Below are 26,204 nucleotides of genomic sequence, written 5' to 3' on the forward strand. Positions count from 1 at the left end.
GGACAACTCTCCGCCACGGCGACCGGCATGGCGGTCGCCGTCGGTGGGCTGTACTACGATGCCGCGCCGCGCGGTCCCTGCCGGCGCTGCCGCCCCGCGCTCGCCGGCATCGTCACGTCCCCCGAGTCCTCACGACCCCGGAACCTGCGGCTGCACGACGACACCGAGGACTCCGGGGCCGGTGTGGGCACCGATCACCGCGCCGAGTTCGCTGACCACGCATCCTCGCGACGCCGGCAGCCGTTCGTCGAGCCGCGTCGCCAGTTCCGCCGCCCGGTCCGGCGCGGCGAGGTGGTGTACCGCGACCTCCACGTCCAGTTCGGCCGCGGCGGCATCGGCAGCCAACTCGACCAGCCGCGCCATCGCCCGACCGGTGGTCCGTACCTTTTCGAGCGGCGTGATCTCGCCGTCGGCCATGTGCAGCACCGGTTTGACCATCAGCGCCGTGCCGAGCACGGCGGCTGCGTGGCCGATCCGCCCACCGCGCCGAAGATGCTCGAGGGTCTCCACGACGAACAGGGTCCGCGACCGCAACGCGGCGGCCATCGCGGCCTCCTCGACCTCCGCGCCGCTCACGCCGTCCCGGGCGATCATCGCCGCGTGACCCGCGGCGAATCCGAGGCCCATCGCCGTCGTGCGCGAATCCACCACCCGCACCCGCTCCGGGCCGACCTCCTGCGCCGCGAGCACCGCGGCTTCCCACGTGCCCGACAGGCGCTTCGACAGGTGCACCGAGACCACCGAATCGGCACCCGCGTCCAGCGCCGCCCGGAACTCGGCCGCGAACTCCGAGGGCGTCGGCCGCGATGTCGTGACGATGCGTTTCCGCCGCAGCGCAGCGGTCAGTTCCTCGGGACCGAATTCGGCAGCGGGCACGGCCAGCCCGTCGACGAGCACATGCAACGGGACCACCCGGATGCCGAACCTCTCGGCGAAGCCTTCCGGGAGATGGGCGGTGGAATCGGTGACGACGGCGACCGGCACGCCGTCAGCCTACGTTCCGGGAGCGTCCCGGCCCACGACCGGCGCCGCCGCCACGCCGGGCGCGGCCGATCCGATCCGGTCCGCCATCGCCCGTCCGACAGCGGCGTGGCCGTCCCAGCCCCAGTGCATGCCGTCGGGATTGCCGTGCCCGCCGAGCACGTGCTCCCCGATGACGGCGGCCAGGTCGAGCATCGGGACGTCGGTGCGTTCCGCCCACGCGGCCAGCCTCGCCGCGGTCGCGGCCCGTTCACCGTGGACCCGGCCGTAGTCGGCCGACCGGTGCACCGACGGCAGCCAGCCCACGACCGGCAGTTCCGGGCGGAGAACGCGGAGCGCGCCGACGGCCGTGTCGAGATACCGGACGGTCAGCCGGGCGGGCAACACCGCGGGCCGGCCCCGGGTCAGCCGTGCCAGCGCAGGCTGTGTGCGGCGGTAGGCACCGCGGGCGAACCGCCGGAGCCCGTCCGGGCGCAGGTAGCGCAATCCGGTGCGCAGGTACGTCGGCAGGGGTGAGGGCAGGGTGTCCATGCTGCCGACGGCCAGTACGACGACGTCGGCCCGGTGCAACTGTGCCCACAGCTGCGGGTCGCCGATCAGTGCCCACCACGCGTCCCGGGCGGTCCATCCGAAACCGGCGAACAGCACGGCCTCCCCGCCGAGCTCGCGGGCGCACACGTTCGGCCACAGCCGGGGATCGTCGGCCGGGTGCCCGCTGTCCGGCCCGTGGAAGCTCAGCGAATCGCCGAGCACCAGGATCCGGGGCGCCGCCTGCACCGGGTCCGCCATCGGGAGTTATCCCGTCATGCCGGCGTTGTAGGCGTGCAGTCGCCACCGGTCGTCACGGCGGCGCAGGTCCACCCAGTGACAGTTGCCGATGCCACCGAGCGACGGCCAGAGCGTCACGGGCAGATCCACGAGGTACGCCGTCAACGCGAGGATCAGTCCACCGTGGGCCGCGAGCAGCACCGTGCCGTACTCCTCGTCGCCGTGCAGCAGATCGGTGACGACCTCCCCGGCCCGTTCGGCCACGTCGACACGGGATTCACCGCCGGGCGGGGCCCACGTCGCGTCGAGCCGCCAGCGCTCCCGGTCTCCGGGCGCCTGCGCCCCGACCTCGGAGCCCGTCATGCCCTGCCACTCGCCCAGGTGCGTTTCGCGGAGCCGCTTGTCGAGCCGCAACGGGACACCGATCACGTCGGTCAGCACGGTCGCGGTGTCGGTGGCGCGGCGCAGGTCGGAGGCGATCACCAGGTCCGGTTCGAACCGTGCGAGCGCGGCCACGGCGAACCGCGCCTGGTTCCAGCCCACCTCGGTCAGCGCCGAGTCGAGGTGTCCCTGCATGCGGCCTGCGGCGTTGTAATCGGTCTCGCCGTGCCGCCACAGCACGATCCGTTCGACGCTCACGGGGCGTCCGATTCCTCGGCGGCTCGGGCCACCGCCTCCTCGAGACCGTCGACCTCGAGCTGCGGACAGTCCTTCCACAGCCGTTCGAGGCCGTAGAAGGTGCGTTCCTCGTCGTGCTGGATGTGAACCACGACGTCGACGAAGTCGAGCAGGACCCAGCGGCCCTCGCGCTCGCCCTCACGGCGCACCGGTTTGTACCCGGCCTTGCGCATCTTCTCCTCGACGTTGTCCACGATCGATGCGACCTGCCGTTCGTTCGGCGCGGACGCGATGACGAAGGTGTCGGTGATGACGAGCTGCTCGGAGACGTCGAGCACGACGATGTCGGTCGCCTTCTTGTCCGCAGCCGCGTGCGCAGCCACGTTCGCGAGATCTCGTGCTTCGGCCGTCGCTGCCACGGTGGTGCCCTCCGGATTTCGTACGTACGCCGGATGCAGGATACCCGGAGGGGCCGACGCACCTGTCGCCTCCGCCCGGTCAGTCGTGATGCGTGCGATACGGCCCGCGGCACGAGGACGCGCCGGAGCAGATCTGCCCCGGCGTGATGCCGTGCCGACTCGTCGGCGGACCGGCCCGCACCGGCTCGGACGATCCCGACACGGTGACCGGCTGGCGCCCGGCCGCCGAGGGTGTGCGCCACATCGGCGACGCCATCGACGAGCCGACCGCCGGCACCGTGAGAGGGCCTGACGTGCCCATCGTGGTGTTCCACCGATCACGAGGACACCGAGCCGCTGCCGGACCGGACGCACCTCTCCTTCGGCAACGATGTGCCGTTGACGCTGGCGACGCCGAACGTGTGGCACGTCGACGACCGCACGATCGCCGAGCAACCGGTGCTGCAGGTGGCCCTGACCCAGCACGTGCGGGAGGTCGAGCCACGCGTCGACGTCGGCCCGGATGTGATCCGCGCGGACCTGCCGAGTCTGAACCTCACGCTCGCCGAGACCGCGGCGCTGGGGCGTGCGCTGCTGGCCGAGGTCGAGCGTGCCGGCCGCGAGGGTGATGTCGCCTGATGCCGGCCGGGATGACGTTGGAACGTGTCGAGGCGATGTACGCCGACGACACCGTGGCCCGTCGGCCTTGTCGGCAGGGTGCGGACGTTCCCGGTTTCCTCAGCTGCGCGGCGGATCGCTAGTCGCGGGTGGCTCCGTCGGGCCATACGACGGTGACGGGCATGCCGCGTTCGCGTGCCGCCGCCACGACGTCGGCGGTGCCGCCGAACCCGCGGGCGGGTTGGCCGTCCCACACGGCGACGAGGTGGTCTGCCTCGTCGAGCATGCGTAACGAGGCGTCCATGTGCGCTTCGGATGTCGACTCGACGTGATCCAGGTTGATCACGTGTGCGGCGCAGGCGTGCAACGCGTCGTAGGTGGCATGGTGCTCGATGGGCAGGCCGTCGCGGTAGCGGGCCGCGGGCACGATGACGACGAGCGCGCCACCGGCGTCGAGGACGAAGCGGGCGAACAGGGAATCCGGCCCGTCGGCGATGCACGAGACTGCCGTCAGTTCGCCGTCGGCGTGCCCGTCGACGAGGGCGCGCAGCTCGACGGTGACACGGTCGGTCACGTCGGTGGGCAGGCCACGGTGTCCGGTGATGGCCATTCGGGTCATGGGCGGTCCGTTTCGTACAGCTCGGCGAGGGTGTCGTCCAGTTCGCGCGCTTCGGCGCAGCGGGCCGGGAGCGTGCCGCGGAACTCGCGCACGCGGGCGGTGATGCGTTCGCTGGTGTAAGCGTGTCCGGTGCGGGCCGCGTCGGCGGCGAGCCGGCAACCCTCGCCGAGCCGTCCCACGGCAGCCAGGGCGCGGGCATGGTCGAGTTGGGCGAGCGCGCGGGGTTTCGGCGCGGCGAGCGTGGGCGCGGCGGCTTGGTAGGCGGTTGCGGCGGCTCGGGCGTCACCGAGCCGGGCCAGCGCTCCCGCCTGGTAACGGGCGGCCTTGGCGTCGTCGAACGCGAATACCCACGGCCAGTGCGGTTCGCCGCGCTGGCGGCCGGTGAGTCGTTCGGCGGTGCGTAGCCCGGCGCGGGTCGCGGCGTGGTCACCGAGCGCGGCGTGTGCCACGGCGTGCAGCGAGGCCAGCCATGCGCGCGCCGCGTCCGGTGCGGTGTCGTCGAGCTGGGCTGCGGCACGGTCGAGCAGGCGCGTGCCCTGCCACGGGTCGCCGGACTCGACGGCGAAATGCCCGAGGCTCGCGGTCATGTAGGCGCCGAGTAGCGGGTGGTGCGCACGCTCGGCGTGGCCGATCGCGTCCAGGTAGCGGCGTCGGGCGGTGGCGTTGTCGCCACGGTCGGCGGCCACCCACGCCGACAGACCGGCCACCTCGGCCAGTACGCCGTATCCGGCCGACGTGCGCGCATCGGCGGTGACCACGCTGGTCGCGAACGTCAGGTGCGCTTCGACGACCGGTGCGAGGTGTTCACACGACACCGCAGATTCAAGGCGCCGGTAGTGCGCGGTCGGCGCGGCCACGGTCGAGACCAGGTCGCTTGCGTCGGCGGGGGCGGCAGGAAGGTGACGCGCCACCATCGCGCCGGCACCCGTGCCGAGCGCGGTCTTGAGAAACGTCTTACGGTCCACGTTATCGGGCTGACGACGAGGGCGGGTGAACCCCAACTCGGCATCGGTGGCCACGTCGAGGATCACGCGTAGCGCCTGCCGATAGTACGCGGCCGGCCAGCGGATGACGCCCCGTTCCCACTTGCCCACGTGGTTCGCGTCCACCGCCGTGACCTGGCGGCCGCCGCTCGCCCGGTACAGATGGGCATTGATGGCCTCGGCCAGCTCTTGACGAGTCATCGGCTGCTGCGGCGACGACGGCGACTCGATCCGCAACCGGGCTGCGCGCAGCAACTCGTTACGTTCCGCCACCCGCGCCCCTCCCGCCTGACATGCGCGGAGTGTAACCAAACGACCACGCGAGGAGGAAGCGGCGGCGCTCCCACAACTCTCCCCTTGCGCTCCCCGGTGTTGTCCGTCTACACGCGCTGCTCCCGGCTGCACGCTTCACTCATGCACCAACTGCACCGCGCCGACGGTGTCCTGCTCACGATCGGTCCGGACGGGTGGCCGATCGAGGCCGACCCCGACACACCCGATCTCGACACCGTGCCCGGCTGGCGCCCGGTCGCCGAAGGCGTACGCCACATCGGCGGCACCGTCCACGAACCGGCCACCGGCACCGTGGCCGAAATGCTGTGCGGCCGCCAGATCACCACAACCCGACCTCACCGACGCCACCATCCGCAACCGGCCCTGTTCGACTGCTCGGCCTGCTGGCACGTCTGGCTCGGCATCGACTGAACGACCCGAGGCCCACGACCACAGCCACCCGGCAACGGGAACACGACGACCGACTCAGTAAGTGGTACCGACGTCCTCCCCGACACGCTCAACCACAACACCAGCCCCGATCAGGACCGACTCGCCAAATACAGCCCGCGTTTGTGGATGTAGCGCACCTCGGGGAACGCTGACCAGGGCGGATTCCCTCTTTCTCGCGTGTGACCTGCTGAAACGTCACCCGTCGTCGCGCGTTGCTACGCGGCTCTACTCAACCCAAGTTGTTCCCGGGTTGTTCCGACCGGCCTTGGTCGGCACCACGCGGGGCGCCCAATAGAAGGCGGCCCCGGCGAGGTGACTGCACCACCTGCCGGGGCCTTGATCGGAAATGAGGTTCCGACCCATGGCAACTGTAATTCTCGCCGCGCTGTGCGCATTGCTCGCCGCGGCCACGCTCACGTTCGCGTTGCGCGCCCGCCACTGGCGGCGGCAGGCCAACAAGTACAAGGAAGCCTTCTGCGCTACCAGCGGCGTCGCCGCTCGGCACCGGGCCGCGGTGGAACATCTCGTCGAGCGGCTGCGCGACCATGCCGTACCGGACGGGCTCACCGCGGCCGACGCTGCGCTGTTCGCCGACAAGTTCGACCACGCCGCGCGGTGGGGTGAGGTCGAGTGACCGGCGACGATCTGCACGCGCTGCGCGGCGAGCTCGACGCCGTCGAACGCCGACTCGGCGACATTCGCGCACGCCTCGACGAGCACCGCGGCGCCCCTCCCGCCGGCGCCGGCGGTATCCGGCACGTCCACTTCGGCGCCGGCGAGACGCTGGAACGAGTCGAGCCCATGGAGGAGGGCGGCACCGTGGCCTACCGCGTCACCCTCGACGGCGTGTTCGTCGGATGGGTCGGCGACGGCCGGCCGTGGCGCGGCTGGCGGCACGGTGCCCGGCACTGGTGGGCGTGTTGGCGTCAGGACGGCGACACCGCCGCCCGGTGGTCGTCGGAGCTGGACTATGCCACCCGGCGTGCCGCCCTGGCCGCGCTCGAGCGTGCCCGCGCCGAGGGCGGTGCCGACCATGTCTGACCGTGAGTGGTTCCGCCGCATGGCCGTAGCCGGGTGGTCGGTGTCGCTGGCGCTGGCCTGCGCCGTCGCCACGCTGTACACGTGGGCGCCCGGCGTGCTGTCGACCGCCTGCTGACCCGAGCGCGGTCGACCGAGGGGTGCGCACTTCTGCGTACCCCTCGGTCGGCCGTTCCCGCCGGGGCCGGTGATCGGGCTACCCTGGCCGGTGTCCTCTTCGCGGAGGTAGTGCCCCCGGTTTGGCCACCGGGGGCCACGCGGAGAGACCGACTCCGCGAGCGAGGTAGCCCCATGTCGTCCGAGACGTTCGGGCAGTGTCTGCGTCGGCTCCGCGCCGCCGCCGGCCTGTCACAGTCCCGCCTGGCACGCCTGGTGCCGATCTCGCAGGCCAGCCTGTCGCGCTACGAGTCCGACACGCAGGCGGTTGACGATCCGGGCGTCGCCGGCCGGCTCGACGAACTCGTCGGAGCGGGCGGCGCCCTACGCCAGCTCGCGCACCAGGCCGAGACGCAACAGCAGGCAGCGGGCCTGCTTGGTGAGGATGATGAGCTGGCCGCGCTGGAGCTTGAGCGGCGGGTGATGGCCAGCGACACCAGCTCGGCCACACTGGACCAGCTGGAGGTCATGTTCGACGCGCTGGCCATGGACTACCCATCCGCGCGGCCCGAGGACCTGCTTCCGAGGTTGCGACGGCACTTGTCCTATATCGGCGGCCTGGTCGAGGCGCCCCGGAAAACCCTGACCGATCATCGGCGGCTGCTGGTTCTCGGTGGCTGGTTCTCGCTGCTCGCGGCGACCGTGAATATCGACCTTGAGCAGCATCGACCGGCGACCGCGCAGCTGCGTACCGCGGCGAGCCTGGCACAACATGCGGGGCATCCCGACATCGTCGCGTGGTGTTGGGAGACCGAGGCATGGCGAGTGCTCACCGCAGGCCATTACCAGCGAGCCGCCACGCTCGCGGAGCGTGCGCGGGAACTGGCGCCCTACGGCAGTAGCGCGCAGGTTCAGGCGACCGCGCAGGCCGGACGTGCCGCCGCGCGGCTGGGCCTGTGGGACGACACCTATCGGGCTGTCGACGACGTGCAGGCGCTCTCGGCCCGCATGGCGACCCCGGACACCCCGGAACACCACTATCGCTATGACCCGGCAAAGGCGCTCGCCTACCAGGCGACCACGCTGGCGTGGCTCGGCGCTTCCGAGGCAGCGGAGCAAGCTCGCCAGGTGATCGAGACGTTCCGGCCTGCCGACGACGGCCAGACCTGGCCACGCCGCTACGCGACCGCACACGTCGATCTTGCGCTCGTGGAGGCCAAGCGCGGCGAGCTGGATGCCGCAGCTGACGCTGCGCAGACCGCGATGATGTCTCAGCGGATCGTGCCGTCGAACTGGTGGCGCCTTGCCGAGGTCGTCCGGACGGTCGGCGAGGGGCAGCCCTCGGCGGCGCGGCAGCTGGAGCAGGCGTATCGACACATGACCGGCGACCCTGGCCGGTAGACGCGCTTATGCGCCTGCCTATGCGCATGGCGCAACCCCTGTTGTCGCAGGTCACCGGCGGTCGATGGTCTGGCCATGCGGCACGTGCAATTCCCCAGCGGCCATATGGTCACGATCGGCCCGGACGGGTGGCCGATCGAGGCCGACCCCGATGCGCCCGACCTCGACACGGTGCCCGGATGGCGCCCGGTCGCCGAAGGCGTGCGCCACATCGGCGGCACCGTCGACGAACCGGCCGCCGACACCGTGGCCGAGATGCTGTGCGGCCGCCAGATCGTCGTGCCTCGCCGACACCGCCGCGTGCCGCCAGCCCTGTTCGACTGCCACGCCTGCTGGCACGAATGGCTCGGCATCGACTGACCGGCACCCGGGAGGAACGCTGTTACCCCTCGCGTGCCGTCCAGCCGCTCCCCAGCACCGGGCGGCACGCCCGCTTCGCCCGCAACTCGTCGAGCGCGGACGGCGCCGGCCCACACTCCCGCAACAGCCACAGAACCCGCGTCAGCACCTCGCGGCCCACACCCTCCCCGGCGTCGACCTGCCGCGCGGCCAGCACCGCCGCCCGGCCCAACCGCTCCGACACCGCAACACCCGGCCACATGTGCGCCGCCACCCCGGCCACCGCCTCACGTTCAGCCGGGCCCACGGTCACCCTCCAACCCGGCCAAAAACGCGGTCAACTCGGACTCGGACAAGCCCCGACCGGCCGCGGCACCGGCGTCCGTGTCCGTGGCCTGCTCACGCACCCGTTCCAGCGCCCGCAACAACGGCGGCACCGTCTGCCCGAGCATCCGCTCGGCCTGCTCCGCGCTCATGCCGTCGACCACCTCGGCCAGCCGCTCGGCCGTGCGCAGCTCCGGAGTCCACGACGGCACCCCCAGCTCACGCCCGAGGCGTTTCACGGACGAACTGAGCGACGAGCGACGTTTAGCAGGTTTTCCGTTCATCGTCCCCCCTCCCTTGAATCGTTCGCGCAAAAAAATGGACAGAGGGACGGGGGTGTAGCTTTGAAAAGCTGAGGGGAAAACGGCGCTGTGATTCGCCGCATTGTTGCTGGTCACAGTTGGGCCGTGGTCGTCTCATGGCCGGTTCCTCTTCTCTTCGCGCTGCCACTGCGCGGCCTGTTCGTCGGTGGGGCCTTCGGGTGGTAGGCCGACGGCGTGGCGGAGTCGGGCGAGTTCGGCGGGCGGGAGTGGCTGGCGGGCGGGTTGTGGGCCTCGGGCGCGGCGCCATGCTTGGTAGTGGGTTCCGCAGAGTCGGCGGGTACGGGCGGGGCGGTGGCAGTCGGGGCGGGTGCAGTGGTCGGCCGGGGCCGAGGGCGTGGTGCCCTCGGCCCCGGCCGTGGTGGTGCGGTGGGCCATGGCTAGCTGCGGCCGCCGGGGAGGAATCGGCCGAGGCCGGCGAACGCCTGCCCGGCGCGGGTCTCGTGTTGCTGGTCGGGGACGCTGGCGACGGCGGCTCGGGTGGCGGCGCGCATGTCGTCTTCGCCGGCGTCGCGGGGCGGGCGCGGCTTGCGGGTGGTGTGCTGCTGGCCGGGCCGGGGCTGGGCCTCGGCGGTTCGCCACAGTCCGGGTGTCCAGCCGAGGCGAGCCGCCACCGGCAGGTGTAGTTCGGGCGGGACCCACCGGAGGTCGCTTTCGTCGCTGCGGGTGCCGGGTGTGCGGTAGAGCGTGCTGGCGGTGGTCTGGTCGAGTGCGGCGACGATGCGGCCGGCGTGATGCAGCGCCCGCATGCGGGCGGCGAGGTCGCGCAGCGTGCCGACGGTGCCGAGCTTGATCGGCTCGATTCCGTCGAGGTTGACCCGTGGCCAGCCTCGGAGGCATCCGCGGTCGGAGTCCCACACGTTCTCGTGCGGGCCTTTGCGGGCCTGCTGCTGCACGCGCTGGATCGTGGCGGCGTAGTCGTCGAGGTCGAGTAGCTGCCGTGCGGCGTCGATGGACTGGTCGACGAGTTGGGCGGCCTGCTTCGACAGGGAGTCGTGCACCTTGCCGGCGTCACGGCGCGCGGCCTGGACGGCTTCGGCCTCGAGGGCGTCGGCGACCTGCCGTTCGAGCTGTGCGGCGAGGGTGCCGTCGACGTGGTCGATCTTGCCGCGTTCGACGGCGATCGGTGCGAGGGCGTGCACGGCGTCGGCGGGGGTGGTGTCGCCGGCGACGACGTTGTCGGCGAGGTGGGCGAGCCGGTCGCGCAGTTCGGTGCGGGCGGTGGCGAACTCGGCGCCGACGAGTTTGGCCCGGTCGAGGGCGGCGCGGGTGTCTGTGAGCAGGTGCCCGAGGTCGTGCTCGTCGACGGCGCGGACGAGGGCGTGGGTAGCGGTGCGCTGCTCGCTGGTGACGCGGGGCCGCTTGGTCGTGGTCATCGTCTGGCCTTTCGGTTCGGTCTTGCCGGTCGTGGTGTCGGTCTTGTGCTTGGTGCGGCGGATCATCGGGTCGGTACCTCCGGGTCGGGGCGGGCGGAATACGTAACGGTGTGGCCGGTGTGTGACGAGTGCAGTGCTGCCCATTCGTCGACGGCCGGGAGTGGCCCGGTTCGGGTCCAGTCGCACGACGGTTCGCGGCATTGGGCGGTGTGCTGAGGTCTACTCACTTCGGGTGTCCTTCCTGGTCGGGGTCGGTTGTGGACGGTTGCGGGTCGAGGTGGTCGGCGACGAGTGCGGCGGCGTCGGCGAGTTGCCGGAGCGCGTCGGCGAGCAGGTCCGGCGCGGGGTCGCGCGTGGGGACCGTTGTCATGTCGGGTCGCCGAGGATGTGGCGGAGTGCGTCGTCGACGTGAACCTCGAGGACGTCGGGACAGTCGGGGCGGTGGAGTAGTTCCGCGGTGATGTCGCGTTCGGCGGCGACGATCGCGGGTTCGCCACCGCAGTCGTCGCAGCGCTCGGTTCCGGCGAGGTTGCGGAGCAGGGCGTCGAGTTCGGCGCCGCCGACGATCGCGTACGGGTCGGTCATGGTTCTTCCCCTTTGCTTACGGTCTCCGGAATTAACGGAGTTACGGATTAAGCGTGTGACCTGCTGAAATGCTGGGTGCTTTTCTCCGCGGGTTTACGGACCTTCGGATTAAGTCCGTGGCGTTTTCGCTGGTCATGGCGTTTGTCCGTAAGTCCGTTAATTCCGGCGGTCTGTGGTGAAGTAGCGAGTGGACGGTCGGCCGCGCTGTCGTGGCGTGACTTCCTGGCGGATGCGGCCGTCCTCGATGAGGGGCCGGAGAATCGCGTCGATCTCGGCGGCCTTGCGGTTCTTGGCGAAGTGCCCGTTCGCGACCTCGGTCTTGGATCGGCCGGCGGCGCCGGCCGCGGCGATGAACTCGACGAGCCGGTCCTGCTCGCCGCTGTCGGGTTCGGTGCCGAACAGCCACTCGGCCGAGGCGCTGGCGTACTCCCACAGCGCCAGCGCGGCCCGCAGGTGCGGCTCGTCGACCTCGTGGTGCCCGTCGAGGAGGGCGTAGGCCAGCGAGAGCCGCAGCACCTGCGGCACCGCGCGGGACAGGAACTTCGCGACCGCACCGTCGGGCCGCTCACGACGGACGTGCCCGTACTGGGCGCGCCACAGCTCATCGGCAGCCGCGGTGCGCTTGACCTCGCCGACCTTCCAGCCGAGGGCCGCCCGCTCGGCCAGAACGCCGGCGACCTCGCCGACGATGTTCTCGGGGATGTTGCCGCCGTCGGGGCACAACTTTGTGCGCCGGGACGCGATCGGCAGAAACCTATTCATGGTGCCGCCGGCGAGCTGGGCATCGGTGAGACGTGCTTTCAGCTCGCCCGGGGTGGCGTGACCGACGATGACGATATGCGCGCCGGTCGCGGTCAACGGCGAGCCGCGGGTCAGGGTGCGCAGCACTCCGCCGTCCCACGCTTCGCGCAGCACCCGGGGCAGGATCGACCCGTTGCGCTCCATCACCGACAACGTGCCGGCGAACTCCGGCTCCTCGATGTAAACCCGCTTGTCGACGACGCCCTCGTCGAACGTCTTCGCGTCCGGGTCGTCGCCGGTGCCGTCGCGTACCAGGTCGATCAGACCTTCCCCGGATGACAGGCCGCCGACCTTCGGCACGCCGCCCGGGTCGGCGAACTCTGCGGCGTCGAACAGGGCGTCGACGACGCCGGCCGAGGTGCCCTTCGCGCCGGTGCTGGTCTTGCCCACGATCAGCGGGCACACCCGGGTCGGGTGGGTGCGGTTGTCGGCCCGCACATGCGGCTCCCGGCCCACGACCACGCCGAACCGTGCCAGCAGCGTCGCCAGCACGGCCGCCGGGTGCGCCTCGGAGTGCGGCACGACCGACTCCACGATCCACCCGGCCGTGCCCTGCAACGCCTCCGATGTCAGCGTCGGGAACGACACGACCCGGTCGACCGGGCTCTCGTCGACGTCCTGCTCGTCGACTGCGATCTCGGGCGGTGGCCTCCGCACGTCATCAGTAGTCACGCGGCGGTACTCCATGTGTTCGGTTCGCCCGCGGCCCACGAAGCGGCGGCACGGGCCTTGATCTGGTCGGGGGTGAGGGCGGGCCGGTCGTAGACACGGCGCCGGCGTTCGAGCTCGGCGTAGGTGGCCGCGCCGGCGACCTTCCGCCAGTTCACGAGCCCCGCCATGGCCGCGGTTGCGGCGGACATGTCGCGGCGTCGGCGCCACTCGGCCCACTCGGCGAGCAGGTCCATGACGTGCTCCGACCGCTTGAGCGCGCGCCACGCTTGCGCGTCGTCAACGAGCTGGTCGTACTCGGCCCGACTGAGGGTCACGACATCGGCGCTCATGACGCGGCCTCGATGTCGTCGAGCACGCGGGCCGACAGCACGCCCCACAGGCCGGCGTCGCGCAGGTGTCGTTCGGTGCGGCGGCAGGCGTTGCGCACATCGCGGCGCCTGCGATGGGCCGTAATGTCGTCCGGCTGCGCTACCCTCGGGGTGGACCTGCTGGTGGTCTTTCGACGGCCCGTCGTCTCGTTTTCTGCTCCGAGGCGGCGGGTCTTCACTGTTCCGGCGGGCATTACATCGTCACCCGGCCGCCGCGTGCGGTCTGCTGGTCGAGCCATTTGTCCACTTCGGACCAGCGGTAGCGCGCGTGTTTCCCGACACGGATGTAGGGCGGCCCGTATCCACGGGTGGCCCACGTGTCGAGAGTTCTTTCGGGAACCCCGATGTACTCGGCGACTTCGGGACGCTTCCCGAGCGGTCTGGTGTCTCGCATCGAAACCCACTTTCGATCGATGTGAATATCGAAGTGATCGTTACAGCAAACACTCTGCACTCCGGGACTGGTTGGCGTCAAGAAGCAACGCGCGACAAACAACAACGGTTGCGCAGGAATCGAAATGATGCGAGCCTCGGCGCTGTGACCGATGAGAAGAAGCAGAAGAACCCACTCGGCCCTACGGGACAGGTCGTCCGCCAGAACGTCGAGCAGCTGCGGAGCGCGCGAGGGCTCGACTACAAGAAGCTCTCCGCCCTGCTCGGCGAATACGGCCGCCCAATCCCACCTCTCGGCCTGTCGCGGATTGAGAAGGGCACTCGACGCGTTGACGCCGACGACTTGACCGCGCTCGCGGTGGTGCTCGGCGTCAACCCGAACCGGCTGTTGTTCCCGGTCGGCGAGCTACCCGACGACGTCGCACTTACTCCCGAGTTGACCGTGCCAGTCGGCGAGGTGTGGGCGTGGGCGCTCGCACAGCGCGCACTACCTCTACCTGGAAGCGACGACGAAGACTTCGAGCTGAACGCGGTGCCGCGCTGGCTGCGGCGGGGTTCCGATCACACGGCATCGCGTGCGGCGGTCGACGTGCTGCGACGGGTGCAGCAGCTCGTACAGGCCCGGGAAGCCGAAGTGGCAGAGCCCGCGGAATTCGAGGGCGGAGTTCGAACGGCCCGGCACGGGGAAGGCTCGGATGCGCCGCGCGCACGGGCCGCCTCGGGCGGAGACCCGGATTCCGTACGCCGGTCCGTGCGGCGGCTGCGCGCCGAGGTCGCCGACCTGATCGGAGACGACGATGCCGGTAGATGATCTCTGGTATCTGAAGAAGCGCGGCGGCGACGGCAAGCCGCTGCCGTCCAAGCGGTACGGACGGGGCAAGCGTTGGCGCTGCCGGTGGGTCGACCCTGAAACCGGCGAGCCACGGGTCGAGCTGTTCGAGAAGAAGTCCGACGCCGAGCGCCACGACGCGAACGTCCGCGCCGACATCAGCCGCGGTCAGTACGTCGACCCGCGAGCCGGGAAGATCACGGTCAAGGACTACGCCGAGCAGTGGCGCAAGGACCAGATTCACGACGTGAGCACCGCGGAACGCGTCGAGCGCTCGTTCCGGCGCCACGTCTACCCGCTGCTCGGGGACAACAGACTCGGCGCCGTACGCGGCGCTCACATTCGCGCGTGGGTGAAGGACAGATCGGCCGAGCTGGCGCCGTCCTCCCTTGGTGTCATGTTCGTCGACCTGAAAGCGATGTTCGGGGACGCTGTCGACGACCGGGTGATCGGGTTCAACCCGTGCCAGGGCGTGACGCTGCCCAGCGTCGAACGAGAGGACCGGTTCGTCCCGTCCGCGGAGCAGGTGCACGCGGTAGCTGCGGAGCTGCCGAGCCATTACCGGGCGATCGCTTACGTCGCCGCCGGCTGCGGGCTGCGGCCTTCCGAGGTCTTCGGCCTTGAGCTTGGGCACGTGGACTTCCTCCGGCGCGAAGTCCAGATCGACCAGCAGTTGAAACGGACGAAGGACCGCGGAATCCACGTCTCGAAGCTGAAGACGCAGACGTCGCGCCGTACCGTCGAGCTACCCGCGGTGGTCTCCGAAGTGCTCGCCCAGCACATTGAGACGCATCTACCCGAACCTGTCGAACTCGACGACTGGCGTGATCGCCGCAAGCCCGAGCGGCGGGCGGCTCGCCTGCTGTTCGCGTCGAGCACCGGCCGACCGCTCTACCGCGGGTTGTGGTCGAGCGCGTGGAAGGGCGCCGTTCGCCGCTCGGGGCTTCCTACAGGGTTCGGTCTGCACGGGCTCCGGCACTACTTCGCAACGCTGTTGATCCACAGCGGCGCGAGCGTGAAGACCGTGCAGCTCGCCCTTGGGCACTCCACGCCGACGGTCACGCTGAATACCTACCTGCACGAGTGGCCGGACGCGATCGACCGCACGAGGTCGCTGGTCGACGGTGCTCTCGGCGCTGTTCCGCCGGTCGCGAAGGCTCAGTGAGTTGTACCGATGTTGTACCCGATGATCTTGACCGCAGCTCGCGTGCAGGTCACGACCCGTCCCTCAGATACAGCCCGCGTTTGTGGATGTAGCGGACGACGCCGTCGGGCACGAGGTACCACACCGGTTCACCGCCCGCGACGCGCTCGCGCAGTGCCGTGGACGAGATCGCCATCGCCGTGACCTCGACCAGACTCGTCTGGCCGGGTGGCAGATGGTCGTTGTCGAGCCGGTACCCGGGCCGCGTCACGCCGATGAAGTGCGCGTTGGCGAACACCTCGTCGGCGGCACGCCACGTGAGGATCTGCTGGAGCGCATCGGCGCCGGTGATGAAGAACAGGTCGTCGTTCGGGTACTGCACGCGCAGATCGCGCAGCGTGTCGACGGTGTAGGTCTGGCCACCGCGGTCGATGTCCACCCTGCTGACGGAGAACACCGGGTTCGATGCGGTGGCGATGACGGTCATGAGGTAGCGATCCTCGGCGGGCGTGACCACCCGGTCGACCTTCTGCCACGGCTGGCCGGTCGGGACGAAGATGACCTCATCGAGCTCGAATCTGGCCTGCACCTCGCTGGCAGCGACGAGATGGCCATGATGCACAGGGTCGAAGGTTCCCCCCATGACCCCGATGCGACGCGACGACATGACCACCCACCCTATACCGCGTTCGCGCGGACGCTGATCCGCGCCGGTGATCCGTGTGGTGCGGGCCGGCCCTCCCCTGCCGGGCCGGCCCGCACCACACGGGGCGGCGTGGCGATCTGGGGGACGCACCACGCCGGTGACCGGGTCCCCGTTCCGATCACGGGTGGGACCCGCCCGCACCGTCATCATGACGGCACTTGGACGTGCCCTGCATCACATTCCGGCACGAGGGGTCCCCTCGTGCCGGAAAACGACCCCGCGGAGCGGACGGTGTCGGCGCCGGGGTGTAGAGCTGGACCCGTGACTACCGAGGAACCCCGCACCGAGGGCCACCGCGTCGAGGGACACCGCGCCGAGGAACCCCGCGCCGAAGGACCCGGCACCGCCGACCCGGGAACCGACGACCGGAACGCCGACGACCAGGGCTCCCGCGGCACCGGCGGGCATCTCCGCGACCGGGCCGCGACGCTGCTGCGTTCCCTGGCGGGTGAGCACGCACAACTGCGCGACGACCAGTGGACCGCGATCGAGGCGCTCGTGGCCGAGCACCGGCGCGCGCTCGTGGTGCAGCGCACGGGCTGGGGCAAATCGGCCGTGTACTTCCTCGCCACCGCGCTCCTGCGCGAGCGGGGCGCGGGCCCGACCGTGATCATCTCGCCGCTGCTCGCGCTGATGCGCAACCAGATTTCCTCCGCCTCCCGAGCGGGGATCCGGGCCGCCACGATGAACTCGGCCAACCAACAGGAGTGGGACGAGGTGCAGGCGGGCGTCGACGCGGGCGAGGTCGACGTGCTGCTGGTCAGCCCCGAACGGCTCAACAACCCGGACTTCCGCGATGCCGTGCTGCCGAAGCTCGCCGCTTCCGCCGGCCTGCTCGTGGTGGACGAGGCACATTGCATCTCGGACTGGGGACACGACTTCCGCCCGGACTACCGCAGGCTCCGCACGCTGCTGGCCGAGCTGCCCGACGGCGTTCCCGTGCTGGCCACGACCGCGACGGCCAACGACCGGGTCGTCACCGACGTCGCCGAACAGCTCGGCATCGGCAGGCGGTCGGACACCCTCGTCCTGCGGGGCCCGCTCGACCGCGAGAGCCTGCGCCTGGCGGTGGTCGACACCCCGACGGAAACGGCGCGGCTGGCCTGGCTGGCCGAGCAGTTGGCGGAACTGCCCGGCTCGGGCATCGTCTACACCCTCACGGTCGCCGCGGCGCACGACACCGCCGCTCTGCTCGCGCAGCGCGGCTACGAGGTGGCCGCCTACACCGGCAAGACCGACCCCGCCGACCGCCGAGCCATCGAGGACGACCTGCTCGCGAGCAAGGTCAAGGCGGTCATCGCCACCTCCGCGCTCGGCATGGGATTCGACAAGCCCGACCTGGGATTCGTCGTCCACCTCGGAGCGCCGTCGTCGCCGATCGCCTACTACCAACAGGTCGGCCGCGCGGGCCGTGGCGTGGAACGTGCCGAGGTCGTGCTCCTGCCGGGTGCCGGGGACAAGGCGATCTGGGACTACTTCGGATCGTTGGCCTTCCCCGACGAACACCGTGTGAACCAGGTACTCGAGGCGCTGGCCCATGCCGACCGCCCGCTGTCGACGGCGGCGCTGGAACCACGGGTGGAACTGTCCCGCTCCCGCCTCGAGATGGTGCTGAAGGTGCTCGACGTCGACGGCGCGGTCCGGCGGGTGAAAGGCGGCTGGGTCGGCACCGGCGCGCCGTGGAGCTACGACGCCGAGCGCTACGAGCGGGTGCGCACCGCCAGGGAAGCCGAACAGCAGGCCATGATCGACTACGCGGCGACCGGCGGCTGCCGCATGGAGTTCCTGCGCAGGCAGCTCGACGACCCGCACGCACAACCCTGCGGCCGGTGCGACAACTGCACCGGTTCCGGCTGGTCGTCCCGGGTCGCCGACGACGTCGCCGGTGAGACGGCCGACGCACTGGCCAAGCCCGGCATCGAGGTGGCCCCGCGAAAGCAGTGGCCGACAGGACTCGCGGCGCTCGACGTGCCGCTCTCCGGCCGCATCGGGGCCGAGGAGGCGGCCGCGCCGGGGCGTGTCGTCGGCAGGCTCACCGACATCGCGTGGGGCGGACGACTGCGCGACCTGCTCGGTCCGGAGTCTCCCGACGGGCCCGTACCGGACGAACTGATCCAGGCCTGTATCGCCGTACTGGCGTCGTGGGACTGGCAGGAACGGCCCGCCGGCATCGTGGCGATGGGCTCGCAGCGGCGGTCACGACTGACGACGGACCTGGCCGGCAAACTGGCCTCGGTCGGCAGGTTGCCGCTGCTCGGCACGCTCGACGCCGACGGGCCGCCGCCGCGCCGCGCCAACAGCGCGGTGCGGCTCGCCGACCTGTGGCAGCGGCTGCACGTACCGGTGGACCTGCACGCGGCGCTCGGTGAGCTGACCGGACCGGTGCTGCTCGTCGACGACCTCGTCGACACCGGCTGGACCATGACGGTCGCTGCCCGGCTGCTGCGGCGCGCCGGGGCCGACGCCGTCCTGCCGCTCGCGCTGGCATCGACGAGCTGACGCCTGCGGGTCGTACCGGGGTTCAGTGCCGGCCGATCGGCACCAGATCGTCGGCGTGCACGACCTCCCGGCGATACTCGTCGGGCAGCTCGTGGGTCGACCGGCCGATCATCTCGGGCAGTTCGGTCACGTCGTAGGCCACCACTCCCCTGGCGACCACCTGCTGCGCCGGGTCGACGAGGTCGACGACGTCGCCGGCGCTGAAGTCCCCGTCCACCCCGACGATGCCGGCGGCGAGCAGCGACCGTCGCTTGCCGACGACCGCGGCGACCGCCCCCTCGTCGAGCTGCAGCCTGCCCTCCGGACCCGCGGCGTAGCCGAGCCAGAACCGGCGCGCCGACAACCGCTTGTCCGCAGCATGGAACGCGGTGCCCACATCCGCGTCGGCCAACGCGCGCCGGGCGTCCGAGGCGGCGGCGACGAGCACGGGAATGCCGCTGGAGGCCGCCGTCCTCGCAGCCGCGACCTTCGACATCATGCCCCCGGTGCCGAGGCCCGAACTGGACATGCCGACCGTCAGCCCGTCCAGATCGGACTCGCCTGCCACCTCGGCGATCTTCCGGGTGCCGCCCGCACGCGGATCACCGTCGTACAGCGCAGGTACATCGGAGAGCAGGATCAGGCCGTCCGCCTGGACGAGATGCGCCACGAGCGCGGCGAGCCGGTCGTTGTCACCGAACCGGATCTCCTCCGTGGCGACCGTGTCGTTCTCGTTGACGACCGGAACGGCATCGAGCGCGAGCAGCCGGGTCAGCGTCCGCTCGGCGTTGCGGTAATGCGCACGGTGCACCACGTCGTTGGACGTCAGCAGGACCTGGCCGACGGCGAGGTCGTAACGGCCGAACGACGCGGCATAGGCGTGCGCGAGCGTGAGCTGCCCGACGCTCGCCGCGGCCTGCTGCGTGGCCAGGTCCCGTGGCCGGGTGGCCAGTGACAGTGGTGCAAGCCCCGCGCCGATCGCACCGGACGAGACGAGCACGACCTGACTGTCGCGCCCGACCCTGCCGGCCACGGCGTCGACGAGGGCGTCGAGCCGTGCGACGTCGAGACCGTCATCGGCGGTCGTCAGGGACGACGACCCGACTTTGACGACGACCCGGCTCCCGCCGGCGATCGCCGCACGTGCCTCACTCACCGGCACCCTCACTCACCGCTGCTCTCCCGTTCCCTCGCTGACCTCCGCGCCCGGTTCCGGTCGGACGCCGTCGCCGTGGCCCGTCGCCGTCACTCGTCGCCGTCGTCGGGGTCACCGTCGATGTCGTCGGCCACTCGGCGGGACCGGCGTGCGTGCTTCCGGTCGGCCGCCGACACCCGGTCGCTGCGTTCCAGACGTGGATCCGTCCCTCGTCCCGCCAGCTGCGTCGCGACGCTCGGCGTGGACGGTTCCCATTCGAAGGTGTAATCGCCGATGGTCACCGGACAGCCCGGCTCGGCACCCATCCGGGCGAGCTCTTCCTCGACGCCCAGACGATTGAGCCTGTCGCCGAGATATCCGACGGCCTCGTCGTTGGAGAAGTTGGTCTGTGCGATCCACCGTTCCGGCCTCCGGCCGCGCACGATGAACCCGCCGGTCTCGTCGGGGTCGGCCTCGATGGTGAATCCGCTGTCGTCGACGGCAGGCGGTGCGAGCACGATCTTGGCCGGTTCCGCGGCGGGACGCTCGGCGCGGGTCTGCTCGACGATGTGGCCGAGCGCGAAGCTCAGCTCCCGCAGCCCCTGCCGCGTCACCGTCGACACCTCGAACACGCGCAGCCCACGCTCCTCGAGGTCGGAACGCACCAACTCGGCGAGCTCGGCGGCGTCGGGCACGTCGACCTTGTTGAGTACGACGAGCCGCGGTCGATCGGCGAGGCTTTCACCCAGCGCCGGGGTGTAGCGCGCGAGCTCGTCCTCGAGTGCGTCGATGTCGGAGACCGGATCGCGGCCCGCCTCGTAGGTCGCGCAGTCGATGACGTGCACGAACACCGCACAGCGCTCGATGTGACGCAGGAAGTCGAGGCCGAGGCCCTTGCCGCCGCTGGCGCCGGGGATGAGCCCCGGCACATCGGCCATGGTGAACACCGTCTCGCCCGCGGTGACGACGCCCAGATTCGGCACGAGCGTGGTGAACGGATAGTCCGCGATCTTCGGTTTGGCCGCGGACAACACCGAGATCAACGACGACTTGCCGGCCGAGGGAAAGCCCAGGAGGCCGACGTCGGCCATCGAGCGCAACTCGAGCACGAGGTCACGGGCTTCACCGTCCTCGCCGAGCAGCGCGAAGCCCGGCGCTTTGCGGGCCCGCGAGGCCAGCGCGGCGTTGCCGAGACCGCCACGACCGCCCTTGGCGGCCACGAACGTCGTCCCGGCGCCCACCAGATCGGCCAGCACCTCGCCGTTCTCGGTGAGCACGACGGTTCCCTCCGGCACGCGCAGTTCCAACGTCTCGCCTGCGGCGCCGTTGCGGTGGCTGCCCTGCCCCTGTTTGCCGTTACCCGCACGGGCGTGCGGGCGGAAATGGAAGTCCAGCAGCGTATGGACGCCGGGGTCGACGACGAGGAGCACGTCGCCGCCGGTGCCACCGTTGCCGCCGTCGGGACCGCCGAGTGGTTTGAACTTCTCCCGGTGGACGGAAGCACAGCCGTTCCCGCCCGAGCCGGCGCTCAGGTGGATCACCGCCCGGTCGACGAATCGGGTTGTCATGGCTCGTGCCTTCCTGTGCGGGCGCGCGGCGGCATACCGCGTAGTACGAAAAACGAGGGGCGGGACCGGATGTGTTCCGGCCCCGCCCCTCGTCGGAGTTACTGGTGGTGCTGGTCGGGCCGCTCAGCCCTCGACCGGAACCACGTTGACCATCTTGCGGCCACGCTTCTCGCCGAACTCGACCGAGCCAGGGGCCAGGGCGAACAGCGTGTCGTCACCGCCACGGCCGACGTTGTCACCCGGGTGGAACTTGGTGCCGCGCTGCCGGATCAAGATCTCGCCGGACCTCACAACCTGACCACCGAACCGCTTCACACCGAGGTATTTCGGATTTGAATCGCGGCCGTTCTTGGAGTTGGAAGCGCCCTTCTTGGTTGACATCTGAGCTCAGTCTCCTCTGGGAAAAGGCAACAGCCTTACGTGCTGACAGCCTTACTTGCTGATTCCGGTGACCTCGATGCGGGTCAGCTTCTGACGGTGACCCTGCCGCTTGTGGTATCCGGTCTTGTTCTTGAACTTGTGGATCCGGATCTTCGGACCCTTGGTCTGCTCGACGACCTTGCCGGTGACCGAGACCTTCGCCAGCGCGTCGGCGTCCGACGTGACCTTGCCGCCGTCGACATGGAGCACGGCGGGGAAGGTGTGCTCGGTGCCCGGCTCGCCCTCGAGCTTCTCGACCTTGACGACGTCACCAACGGCGACCTTGTACTGCTTGCCGCCAGTCTGGACGACTGCATACGCCGACACGGAAGTCTCCTGCATTGCTCGACTGTGGGTGGGGGCTCACGCGATGGGGACCGCTCGCGGCGATCCGGCCTTCGCATGTAGCGGCCCGCTCCAACAGCAGGCCGCTGTCCAGCCTACGTGGCGCCCGGTGACGTGGGGACACCGGGGTCACGATCAGCTGTTTTCGTCATCGGCGGGCGGCCCCGTGGGACGGCCCGCCGCCCGGCGCGGACGCCGGGGGCTGCTCCGCACCGCGGACACGGTCGCGACCGAAGCCGCGTCCTGTTCCGCCGTGCCCGGGACGCTCGCACCGGAGGTCCCGTTGCTCTGGGTGCCCGGCTCTTCCGGCGACGATGCCGCCGGAGAGTGCGCCGCAGCGGTCATCACCGTCTGGACCTCGACACCGCTTCCCTCCGAGTCCGCGGCCGGCCCGGTGGGCCTGCCGGCCGCACGACGTGCCGAGCGACGGCCACGCCGCTCGGTGCCGCCGTCTCCGGAGCCACCGGTCCCGGAGCCACCGGTCCCGGAGCCGCTCTTTCCGGAGTCACTGTTTCCGGAGTCACTGGTTCCGGAACCGGCGACCTCGGACGCCGCCGTCTCGGACACCGCCGTCTCGGACACCGGAGAGTCGGTTGCCGAGGCCGGGACGGTGCCGGTCCGCGTGCCGGCTGCCTGCTCGGCAGTGGATCCGGCTTCGGCCTGCACGGTCGGTTCGGCCTGTGCGGCAGGCCCCGCGGCCTCGGCCGGGGCCTTCGCGGACGTCTCCACCGCCGCCGGGGCCTCGGCCGCCTCCGGTGCCTGGTCCTTGGGCTGCCCTCGGTCGCGGCGGCTCTTGCGGTCCCGGCTGCGCTTGCCCGGCTTGCCGGACGTCTCCCGTACAACGGACTCTGCGGAGTCGGACGTGTCCGCCGTGGTCTGCTCCGCCTCGGCGCCTGCGGTCTCGGCCGCGTCGTCGTGCTTGGCCACCTTGGACGCGTTGGCCACCGCCTGGACGGCCGTCACGACCGACTCGCGCTGCTCGGGAGTCCGCCCCTGATCGGCCTGCTTGGACTTCTCGCCCTGGTCCGACTGGTCGCCGCCGCCCTTACCGCGGCCACGCTTGCGACCACCGCCGCCGCCACCGCCGTTGCCATTGCCGTTGCCGTGCTGGTGACCACCGCCGTTGCTGTTCGGCTCGGACGTGACGAGCACGCCGCGGCCCTTGCAGTGCTCACACGTCGACGAGTACGCCTCGAGCAGACCGGTGCCGACGCGCTTGCGCGTCATCTGCACCAGGCCCAGCGACGTCACCTCCGCGACCTGGTGCCGCGTGCGGTCCCGGCCGAGGCATTCGGTGAGCCTGCGCAGCACCAGGTCCCGGTTCGACTCGAGCACCATGTCGATGAAGTCGATGACGATGATCCCGCCGATGTCGCGGAGCCGGAGCTGGCGGACGATCTCCTCCGCCGACTCCAGGTTGTTCCGCGTGACGGTCTCTTCGAGGTTTCCACCCGACCCGGTGAACTTGCCGGTGTTGACGTCGATGACGGTCATCGCTTCGGTGCGGTCGATCACCAGGTAACCACCGGAGGGCAACCAGACCTTGCGATCGAGCGCCTTGGTGATCTGCTCGTCGATGCGGTAGTCGGCGAACACGTTGCCGTTGCCGACGTAGCGCTTGACCCGGTCCATGAGGTCCGGCGCGACGTGCTCGACGTACGAGCTGATCGTCTCCCACGCCGTCTGCCCCTGCACGTCGAGCTTGACGAAGTCCTCGGTGAACTGGTCGCGCACCACCTTGACCAGCAGGTCCGGCTCTTCGTACAGCAGCGTGGGAGCCCCGGACTTCTTGCCCGACGACGTGGAGGCCGACTCGGACCTCTCCTTGATGACCTCCCACTGCGCCTGCAACCTGCGGACGTCGCGGTCCAGTTCCTCCTCGCTGGTGCCCTCCGAGGCGGTGCGGATGATGACACCCGCGTCCTCCGGAACGATGCGTTTGAGGATGTCCTTGAGCCTGCGCCGCTCGGTCTCGGGCAGCTTGCGCGAGATGCCCGTCGCACCGCCCGAGGGCACGTACACGAGGAAGCGTCCCGGCAGTGAGATCTGCGTGGTCAGCCGGGCGCCCTTGTGCCCCACCGGGTCCTTCGTGACCTGCACGAGAACCTGGTCACCGCTGGAGAGTGCCTGTTCGATCTTGCGTGCTTTGCCTTCGAGACCGGCCGCGTCCCAGTCGACCTCGCCCGCGTACAGCACGGCGTTGCGGCCACGGCCGATGTCGATGAACGCCGCCTCCATGGACGGCAGCACGTTCTGCACGCGGCCCAGGTAGACGTTGCCGACGATCGAGCCACTGCCCTGCGAGGTGACGAAGTGCTCGACGAGCACGCCGTCCTCGAGCACGCCGATCTGCGTCGACTCACCGTGCTCGCGGACGACCATCGTGCGCTCGACCGATTCGCGCCGGGCGAGGAACTCCGACTCGGACAGGATCGGGGCACGGCGCCGGCCCGCCTCCCGGCCGTCCCGGCGGCGCTGGCGCTTCGCCTCGAGCCGCGTCGACCCGCGCACACTGCGCACGCCGTCGCCACCCTTGTCGCCTTTGTCGTTCTTGTCGCCCTTGTCCTGCTTCTCGTTCTTGTCCTGCTTGCCGTCGCGGACGTGCACCACCGTGTTGGGCGGATCGTCCTGCGACTGGCCGTCGCCGTCGTCACCGCCGCCGCTCTTGCGCCGACGGCGCCGCCTGCGGCGCTTGCTACCCGATTCGGACTGGCCGGACTCGCCGTCGGCGTCGTCACCGTCGGCACCGCTGTCGTCCTGCTCCTCGGCACCCTCCGACGAGTCACCCGACGAGGAGTCGGTGCCGGGCGTCTCGTCCTGGCCCGTGGTCTCACCGGCGGCATCGCCCTGCTGGTCGTCGCCGTTCTCGTCGCCGCCCTTGCCGCGGCCACGGCCACGACGGCCACGGCGCCGCCGACGCCGGCCCGCGTCGCTGTCGCTGTCGCTGTCGCCATCGCTGTCACCGTCACCATCGACATCGCCGGACTGGTCGTCCGTCGCGTCGCCTGCGGCCGAAGACTCGCTCGTCGTCTCCCGCCCGTCGGTCGCGTCGGCGGGAGATGCGTTTTCGTCCTGCGCGGAGACGGGCTCGGCGGTGTCGCCGTCCTCGGCGGCACCTGCCGCGCCCGCGGCCGCCACGGTCGGCTCCGGCGGCAGGAAGACCGGCGACGGCGCCGCGAACATCGGTGTGTGCGCGGTCCCCGGCGCGGCGGCAGCCGGCTCTCCCGCGGCCGCAGCCTCGGGAGTAGCCGCGGCCTCGGGTGCCACCGCACCGGATGCCGCGGCACCGGAGTCCGCAGTGCTCGACGTCGTGCTGCCGGCCGCCGGGGTGCCCTCGGCTGTGGCGCCGTCCGCCTCGGCCTCCGTGTCACCGTCGCCGGCCACCACACCCGCGGTCTCGGCGACCTTCACCGCGACGTCGCGGTGCACGCTGGACTGCGGGCTCCGGGCGGTTTCGCCGAGGTCGGCGAGCATCCCGAGTACTTCCCGGCTACTGGAGCCGAGCAGTTTCGCCAGCGCATGGACCCGCACCCGGTTGGGCAGCTCTGCCAGTGCACGTGCGGTGGGTGTGGCGGCGGTCCCGCCGGTGTTCTCGGCGGGCGTGTCCGCGTTCGACATATGTCTCCTCCGCCCCCGGGCGCGCCTGCGTCCGTCCGGCCGAGGTGTCGCACCTCGCTGCCGGTACCGGAACACAGGACGCGGCCGCACAGGGGCCGTTCCTGTTTACCGCCGTGGTGGGTTCCCCCCGGCGGGAATCCTGTTGTCACTCGTGCCACGTGAGCGCCGGAGCTTCCGACATGCCCGGTGTGGCGGGTCCCGCGGTGACGCGGCCGCCCTGTTCGCGACCTCTCGGTGCCTCCCGAGCCGTCGACCTCGACACAGCGTTCCGGCGTCCGGTCCCGGCGTCCACATCGTCCCAGCCGCCAGGCACATGGCGCGTGCCCGCGGCGACGACTCGGATCCGGAATCGGCACGTCACCGGGCCACCGTCCCTCCGTGCGCCGTACTGATCCGGCGACGACGGCTCGGCGGCCACACCCAGTATCCCACACGACGCGGCCGGCTCCGCGCAGCGCGGCCTCGACGATGCCTCCACAGCCGGTCACCCGGGTGGTGCGAGATGATTGGCACGCACACGGCGCCGTGGCTACGGTG

General features: G+C 70.9%; 30 protein-coding genes. 10 read left to right on the top strand and 20 right to left on the bottom strand.

Annotated features, from left to right (window positions below):
* Window positions 1–129 precede the first annotated feature (129 nt).
* Genes LY41_RS02710 through rsfS form a run of 4 tightly spaced genes read right to left on the bottom strand, consistent with a single transcriptional unit; the run spans window position 130 to window position 2,786 of the window.
* Window positions 130–984 (bottom strand): DegV family protein, encoded by an 855-nt coding sequence (locus tag LY41_RS02710; protein WP_253862212.1) that lies wholly within the window; start codon window positions 982–984, stop codon window positions 130–132.
* Between the two features lie 9 nt (window positions 985–993).
* Entirely contained in the window at window positions 994–1,770 is a 777-nt protein-coding gene (gene octT, locus LY41_RS02715; RefSeq protein ID WP_253862213.1) for a diglucosylglycerate octanoyltransferase, read from the bottom strand.
* Between the two features lie 6 nt (window positions 1,771–1,776).
* A complete protein-coding gene (locus tag LY41_RS02720) occupies window positions 1,777–2,388 on the bottom strand; it encodes a histidine phosphatase family protein (protein ID WP_253862214.1) in 612 nt (203 codons plus the stop codon).
* Window positions 2,385–2,786 (bottom strand): ribosome silencing factor, encoded by a 402-nt coding sequence (gene rsfS / locus LY41_RS02725; protein ID WP_253862215.1) that lies wholly within the window; start codon window positions 2,784–2,786, stop codon window positions 2,385–2,387. The genes LY41_RS02720 and rsfS overlap by 4 nt, the downstream gene beginning before the upstream one ends.
* 288 nt (window positions 2,787–3,074) lie before the next feature.
* Between rsfS and LY41_RS02730 the strand changes: the two genes are divergently transcribed.
* Window positions 3,075–3,404: a DUF6907 domain-containing protein gene (locus tag LY41_RS02730; protein WP_372493110.1), complete on the top strand. Its 330-nt coding sequence runs from the start codon at window positions 3,075–3,077 to the stop codon at window positions 3,402–3,404.
* Between the two features lie 118 nt (window positions 3,405–3,522).
* Here LY41_RS02730 and LY41_RS02735 read toward each other — a convergent pair whose 3' ends face one another.
* Window positions 3,523–4,002: a hypothetical protein gene (locus LY41_RS02735; protein WP_253862217.1), complete on the bottom strand. Its 480-nt coding sequence runs from the start codon at window positions 4,000–4,002 to the stop codon at window positions 3,523–3,525.
* Window positions 3,999–5,258, bottom strand: a complete 1,260-nt coding sequence (locus LY41_RS02740) for an NsdA family TPR-like regulatory protein (protein WP_253862218.1) — start codon at window positions 5,256–5,258, stop codon at window positions 3,999–4,001. The genes LY41_RS02735 and LY41_RS02740 overlap by 4 nt, the downstream gene beginning before the upstream one ends.
* Before the next feature lie 141 nt (window positions 5,259–5,399).
* Here LY41_RS02740 and LY41_RS02745 point away from each other — a divergent pair, with 141 nt between their 5' ends.
* From LY41_RS02745 to LY41_RS02765, 6 genes are all read left to right on the top strand, one after another.
* The gene (locus LY41_RS02745; RefSeq protein ID WP_253862219.1) at window positions 5,400–5,690 is read left to right on the top strand and encodes a hypothetical protein; all 291 of its coding nucleotides are present in this window, start codon (window positions 5,400–5,402) and stop codon (window positions 5,688–5,690) included.
* Window positions 5,691–6,072: 382 nt separating this feature from the next.
* Entirely contained in the window at window positions 6,073–6,345 is a 273-nt protein-coding gene (locus tag LY41_RS02750) for a hypothetical protein (protein WP_253862220.1), read from the top strand.
* Window positions 6,342–6,752 (top strand): hypothetical protein, encoded by a 411-nt coding sequence (locus tag LY41_RS02755; RefSeq protein WP_253862221.1) that lies wholly within the window; start codon window positions 6,342–6,344, stop codon window positions 6,750–6,752. Before LY41_RS02750 ends, LY41_RS02755 begins: the two co-directional genes overlap by 4 nt.
* Entirely contained in the window at window positions 6,745–6,867 is a 123-nt protein-coding gene (locus LY41_RS23495; protein ID WP_301296473.1) for a hypothetical protein, read from the top strand. The genes LY41_RS02755 and LY41_RS23495 overlap by 8 nt, the downstream gene beginning before the upstream one ends.
* Before the next feature lie 173 nt (window positions 6,868–7,040).
* Entirely contained in the window at window positions 7,041–8,246 is a 1,206-nt protein-coding gene (locus tag LY41_RS02760; RefSeq protein ID WP_253862222.1) for a helix-turn-helix domain-containing protein, read from the top strand.
* Window positions 8,247–8,321: 75 nt separating this feature from the next.
* Window positions 8,322–8,606: a hypothetical protein gene (locus LY41_RS02765; RefSeq protein ID WP_253862223.1), complete on the top strand. Its 285-nt coding sequence runs from the start codon at window positions 8,322–8,324 to the stop codon at window positions 8,604–8,606.
* A 22-nt stretch (window positions 8,607–8,628) separates the two neighbouring features.
* Here the strand turns inward: LY41_RS02765 and LY41_RS02770 are convergent, their stop codons facing one another.
* The 8 genes from LY41_RS02770 to LY41_RS02805 all read right to left on the bottom strand — a co-directional run bounded on the left by LY41_RS02770 (window position 8,629) and on the right by LY41_RS02805 (window position 13,425).
* Window positions 8,629–8,892 carry a hypothetical protein gene (locus LY41_RS02770; protein ID WP_253862224.1) on the bottom strand — a complete coding sequence of 88 codons (264 nt, stop codon included), beginning with the start codon at window positions 8,890–8,892 and terminating at the stop codon, window positions 8,629–8,631.
* Window positions 8,879–9,148 (bottom strand): hypothetical protein, encoded by a 270-nt coding sequence (locus tag LY41_RS02775; protein WP_253862225.1) that lies wholly within the window; start codon window positions 9,146–9,148, stop codon window positions 8,879–8,881. The genes LY41_RS02770 and LY41_RS02775 overlap by 14 nt, the downstream gene beginning before the upstream one ends.
* 461 nt (window positions 9,149–9,609) lie before the next feature.
* A complete protein-coding gene (locus tag LY41_RS02780) occupies window positions 9,610–10,671 on the bottom strand; it encodes a hypothetical protein (RefSeq protein WP_253862226.1) in 1,062 nt (353 codons plus the stop codon).
* Between the two features lie 157 nt (window positions 10,672–10,828).
* A complete protein-coding gene (locus tag LY41_RS02785) occupies window positions 10,829–10,975 on the bottom strand; it encodes a hypothetical protein (RefSeq protein WP_253862227.1) in 147 nt (48 codons plus the stop codon).
* Complete coding sequence (locus tag LY41_RS02790; protein WP_253862228.1) at window positions 10,972–11,190, bottom strand: hypothetical protein; 219 nt, start codon at window positions 11,188–11,190, stop codon at window positions 10,972–10,974. The genes LY41_RS02785 and LY41_RS02790 overlap by 4 nt, the downstream gene beginning before the upstream one ends.
* Before the next feature lie 156 nt (window positions 11,191–11,346).
* On the bottom strand, window positions 11,347–12,663 hold the full coding sequence (locus LY41_RS02795; protein ID WP_253862229.1) for a YfjI family protein: 1,317 nt from the start codon (window positions 12,661–12,663) through the stop codon (window positions 11,347–11,349).
* Window positions 12,660–12,992 (bottom strand): hypothetical protein, encoded by a 333-nt coding sequence (locus LY41_RS02800; protein ID WP_253862230.1) that lies wholly within the window; start codon window positions 12,990–12,992, stop codon window positions 12,660–12,662. Before LY41_RS02800 ends, LY41_RS02795 begins: the two co-directional genes overlap by 4 nt.
* 232 nt (window positions 12,993–13,224) lie before the next feature.
* Window positions 13,225–13,425, bottom strand: coding sequence for a helix-turn-helix transcriptional regulator (locus LY41_RS02805; RefSeq protein ID WP_253862231.1), 201 nt, complete (start codon window positions 13,423–13,425; stop codon window positions 13,225–13,227).
* Between the two features lie 21 nt (window positions 13,426–13,446).
* On the opposite strand from LY41_RS02805, the gene LY41_RS02810 reads away from it, so the two are divergent.
* Together LY41_RS02810 and LY41_RS02815 are read left to right on the top strand one after the other, a co-directional pair.
* On the top strand, window positions 13,447–14,235 hold the full coding sequence (locus tag LY41_RS02810) for a helix-turn-helix domain-containing protein (RefSeq protein WP_253862232.1): 789 nt from the start codon (window positions 13,447–13,449) through the stop codon (window positions 14,233–14,235).
* Window positions 14,222–15,418: a tyrosine-type recombinase/integrase gene (locus LY41_RS02815; protein WP_253862233.1), complete on the top strand. Its 1,197-nt coding sequence runs from the start codon at window positions 14,222–14,224 to the stop codon at window positions 15,416–15,418. The genes LY41_RS02810 and LY41_RS02815 overlap by 14 nt, the downstream gene beginning before the upstream one ends.
* Before the next feature lie 49 nt (window positions 15,419–15,467).
* On the opposite strand, the gene nadD is transcribed toward LY41_RS02815, so the two are convergent.
* Complete coding sequence (gene nadD, locus LY41_RS02820) at window positions 15,468–16,064, bottom strand: nicotinate-nucleotide adenylyltransferase (protein WP_253862234.1); 597 nt, start codon at window positions 16,062–16,064, stop codon at window positions 15,468–15,470.
* 468 nt (window positions 16,065–16,532) lie between these two features.
* Between nadD and LY41_RS02825 the strand changes: the two genes are divergently transcribed.
* Window positions 16,533–18,602 carry a RecQ family ATP-dependent DNA helicase gene (locus LY41_RS02825; RefSeq protein WP_253862859.1) on the top strand — a complete coding sequence of 690 codons (2,070 nt, stop codon included), beginning with the start codon at window positions 16,533–16,535 and terminating at the stop codon, window positions 18,600–18,602.
* Window positions 18,603–18,624: 22 nt separating this feature from the next.
* Here LY41_RS02825 and proB read toward each other — a convergent pair whose 3' ends face one another.
* The 5 genes from proB to LY41_RS02850 all read right to left on the bottom strand — a co-directional run bounded on the left by proB (window position 18,625) and on the right by LY41_RS02850 (window position 25,667).
* Window positions 18,625–19,737: a glutamate 5-kinase gene (gene proB / locus LY41_RS02830; RefSeq protein ID WP_253862235.1), complete on the bottom strand. Its 1,113-nt coding sequence runs from the start codon at window positions 19,735–19,737 to the stop codon at window positions 18,625–18,627.
* Between the two features lie 89 nt (window positions 19,738–19,826).
* Window positions 19,827–21,284: a GTPase ObgE gene (obgE, locus tag LY41_RS02835; protein WP_253862236.1), complete on the bottom strand. Its 1,458-nt coding sequence runs from the start codon at window positions 21,282–21,284 to the stop codon at window positions 19,827–19,829.
* Between the two features lie 123 nt (window positions 21,285–21,407).
* Window positions 21,408–21,665 carry a 50S ribosomal protein L27 gene (gene rpmA, locus LY41_RS02840; RefSeq protein WP_253862237.1) on the bottom strand — a complete coding sequence of 86 codons (258 nt, stop codon included), beginning with the start codon at window positions 21,663–21,665 and terminating at the stop codon, window positions 21,408–21,410.
* Window positions 21,666–21,716: 51 nt separating this feature from the next.
* The gene (gene rplU / locus LY41_RS02845; protein ID WP_253862860.1) at window positions 21,717–22,031 is read right to left on the bottom strand and encodes a 50S ribosomal protein L21; all 315 of its coding nucleotides are present in this window, start codon (window positions 22,029–22,031) and stop codon (window positions 21,717–21,719) included.
* A gap of 153 nt (window positions 22,032–22,184) precedes the next feature.
* Window positions 22,185–25,667, bottom strand: a complete 3,483-nt coding sequence (locus tag LY41_RS02850; RefSeq protein ID WP_253862238.1) for an Rne/Rng family ribonuclease — start codon at window positions 25,665–25,667, stop codon at window positions 22,185–22,187.
* Between the last annotated feature and the right edge of the window lie 537 nt (window positions 25,668–26,204).

This window comes from Prauserella halophila (genome assembly GCF_024171895.1).
Classification (GTDB): Bacteria; Actinomycetota; Actinomycetes; order Mycobacteriales; family Pseudonocardiaceae; genus Prauserella; species Prauserella halophila.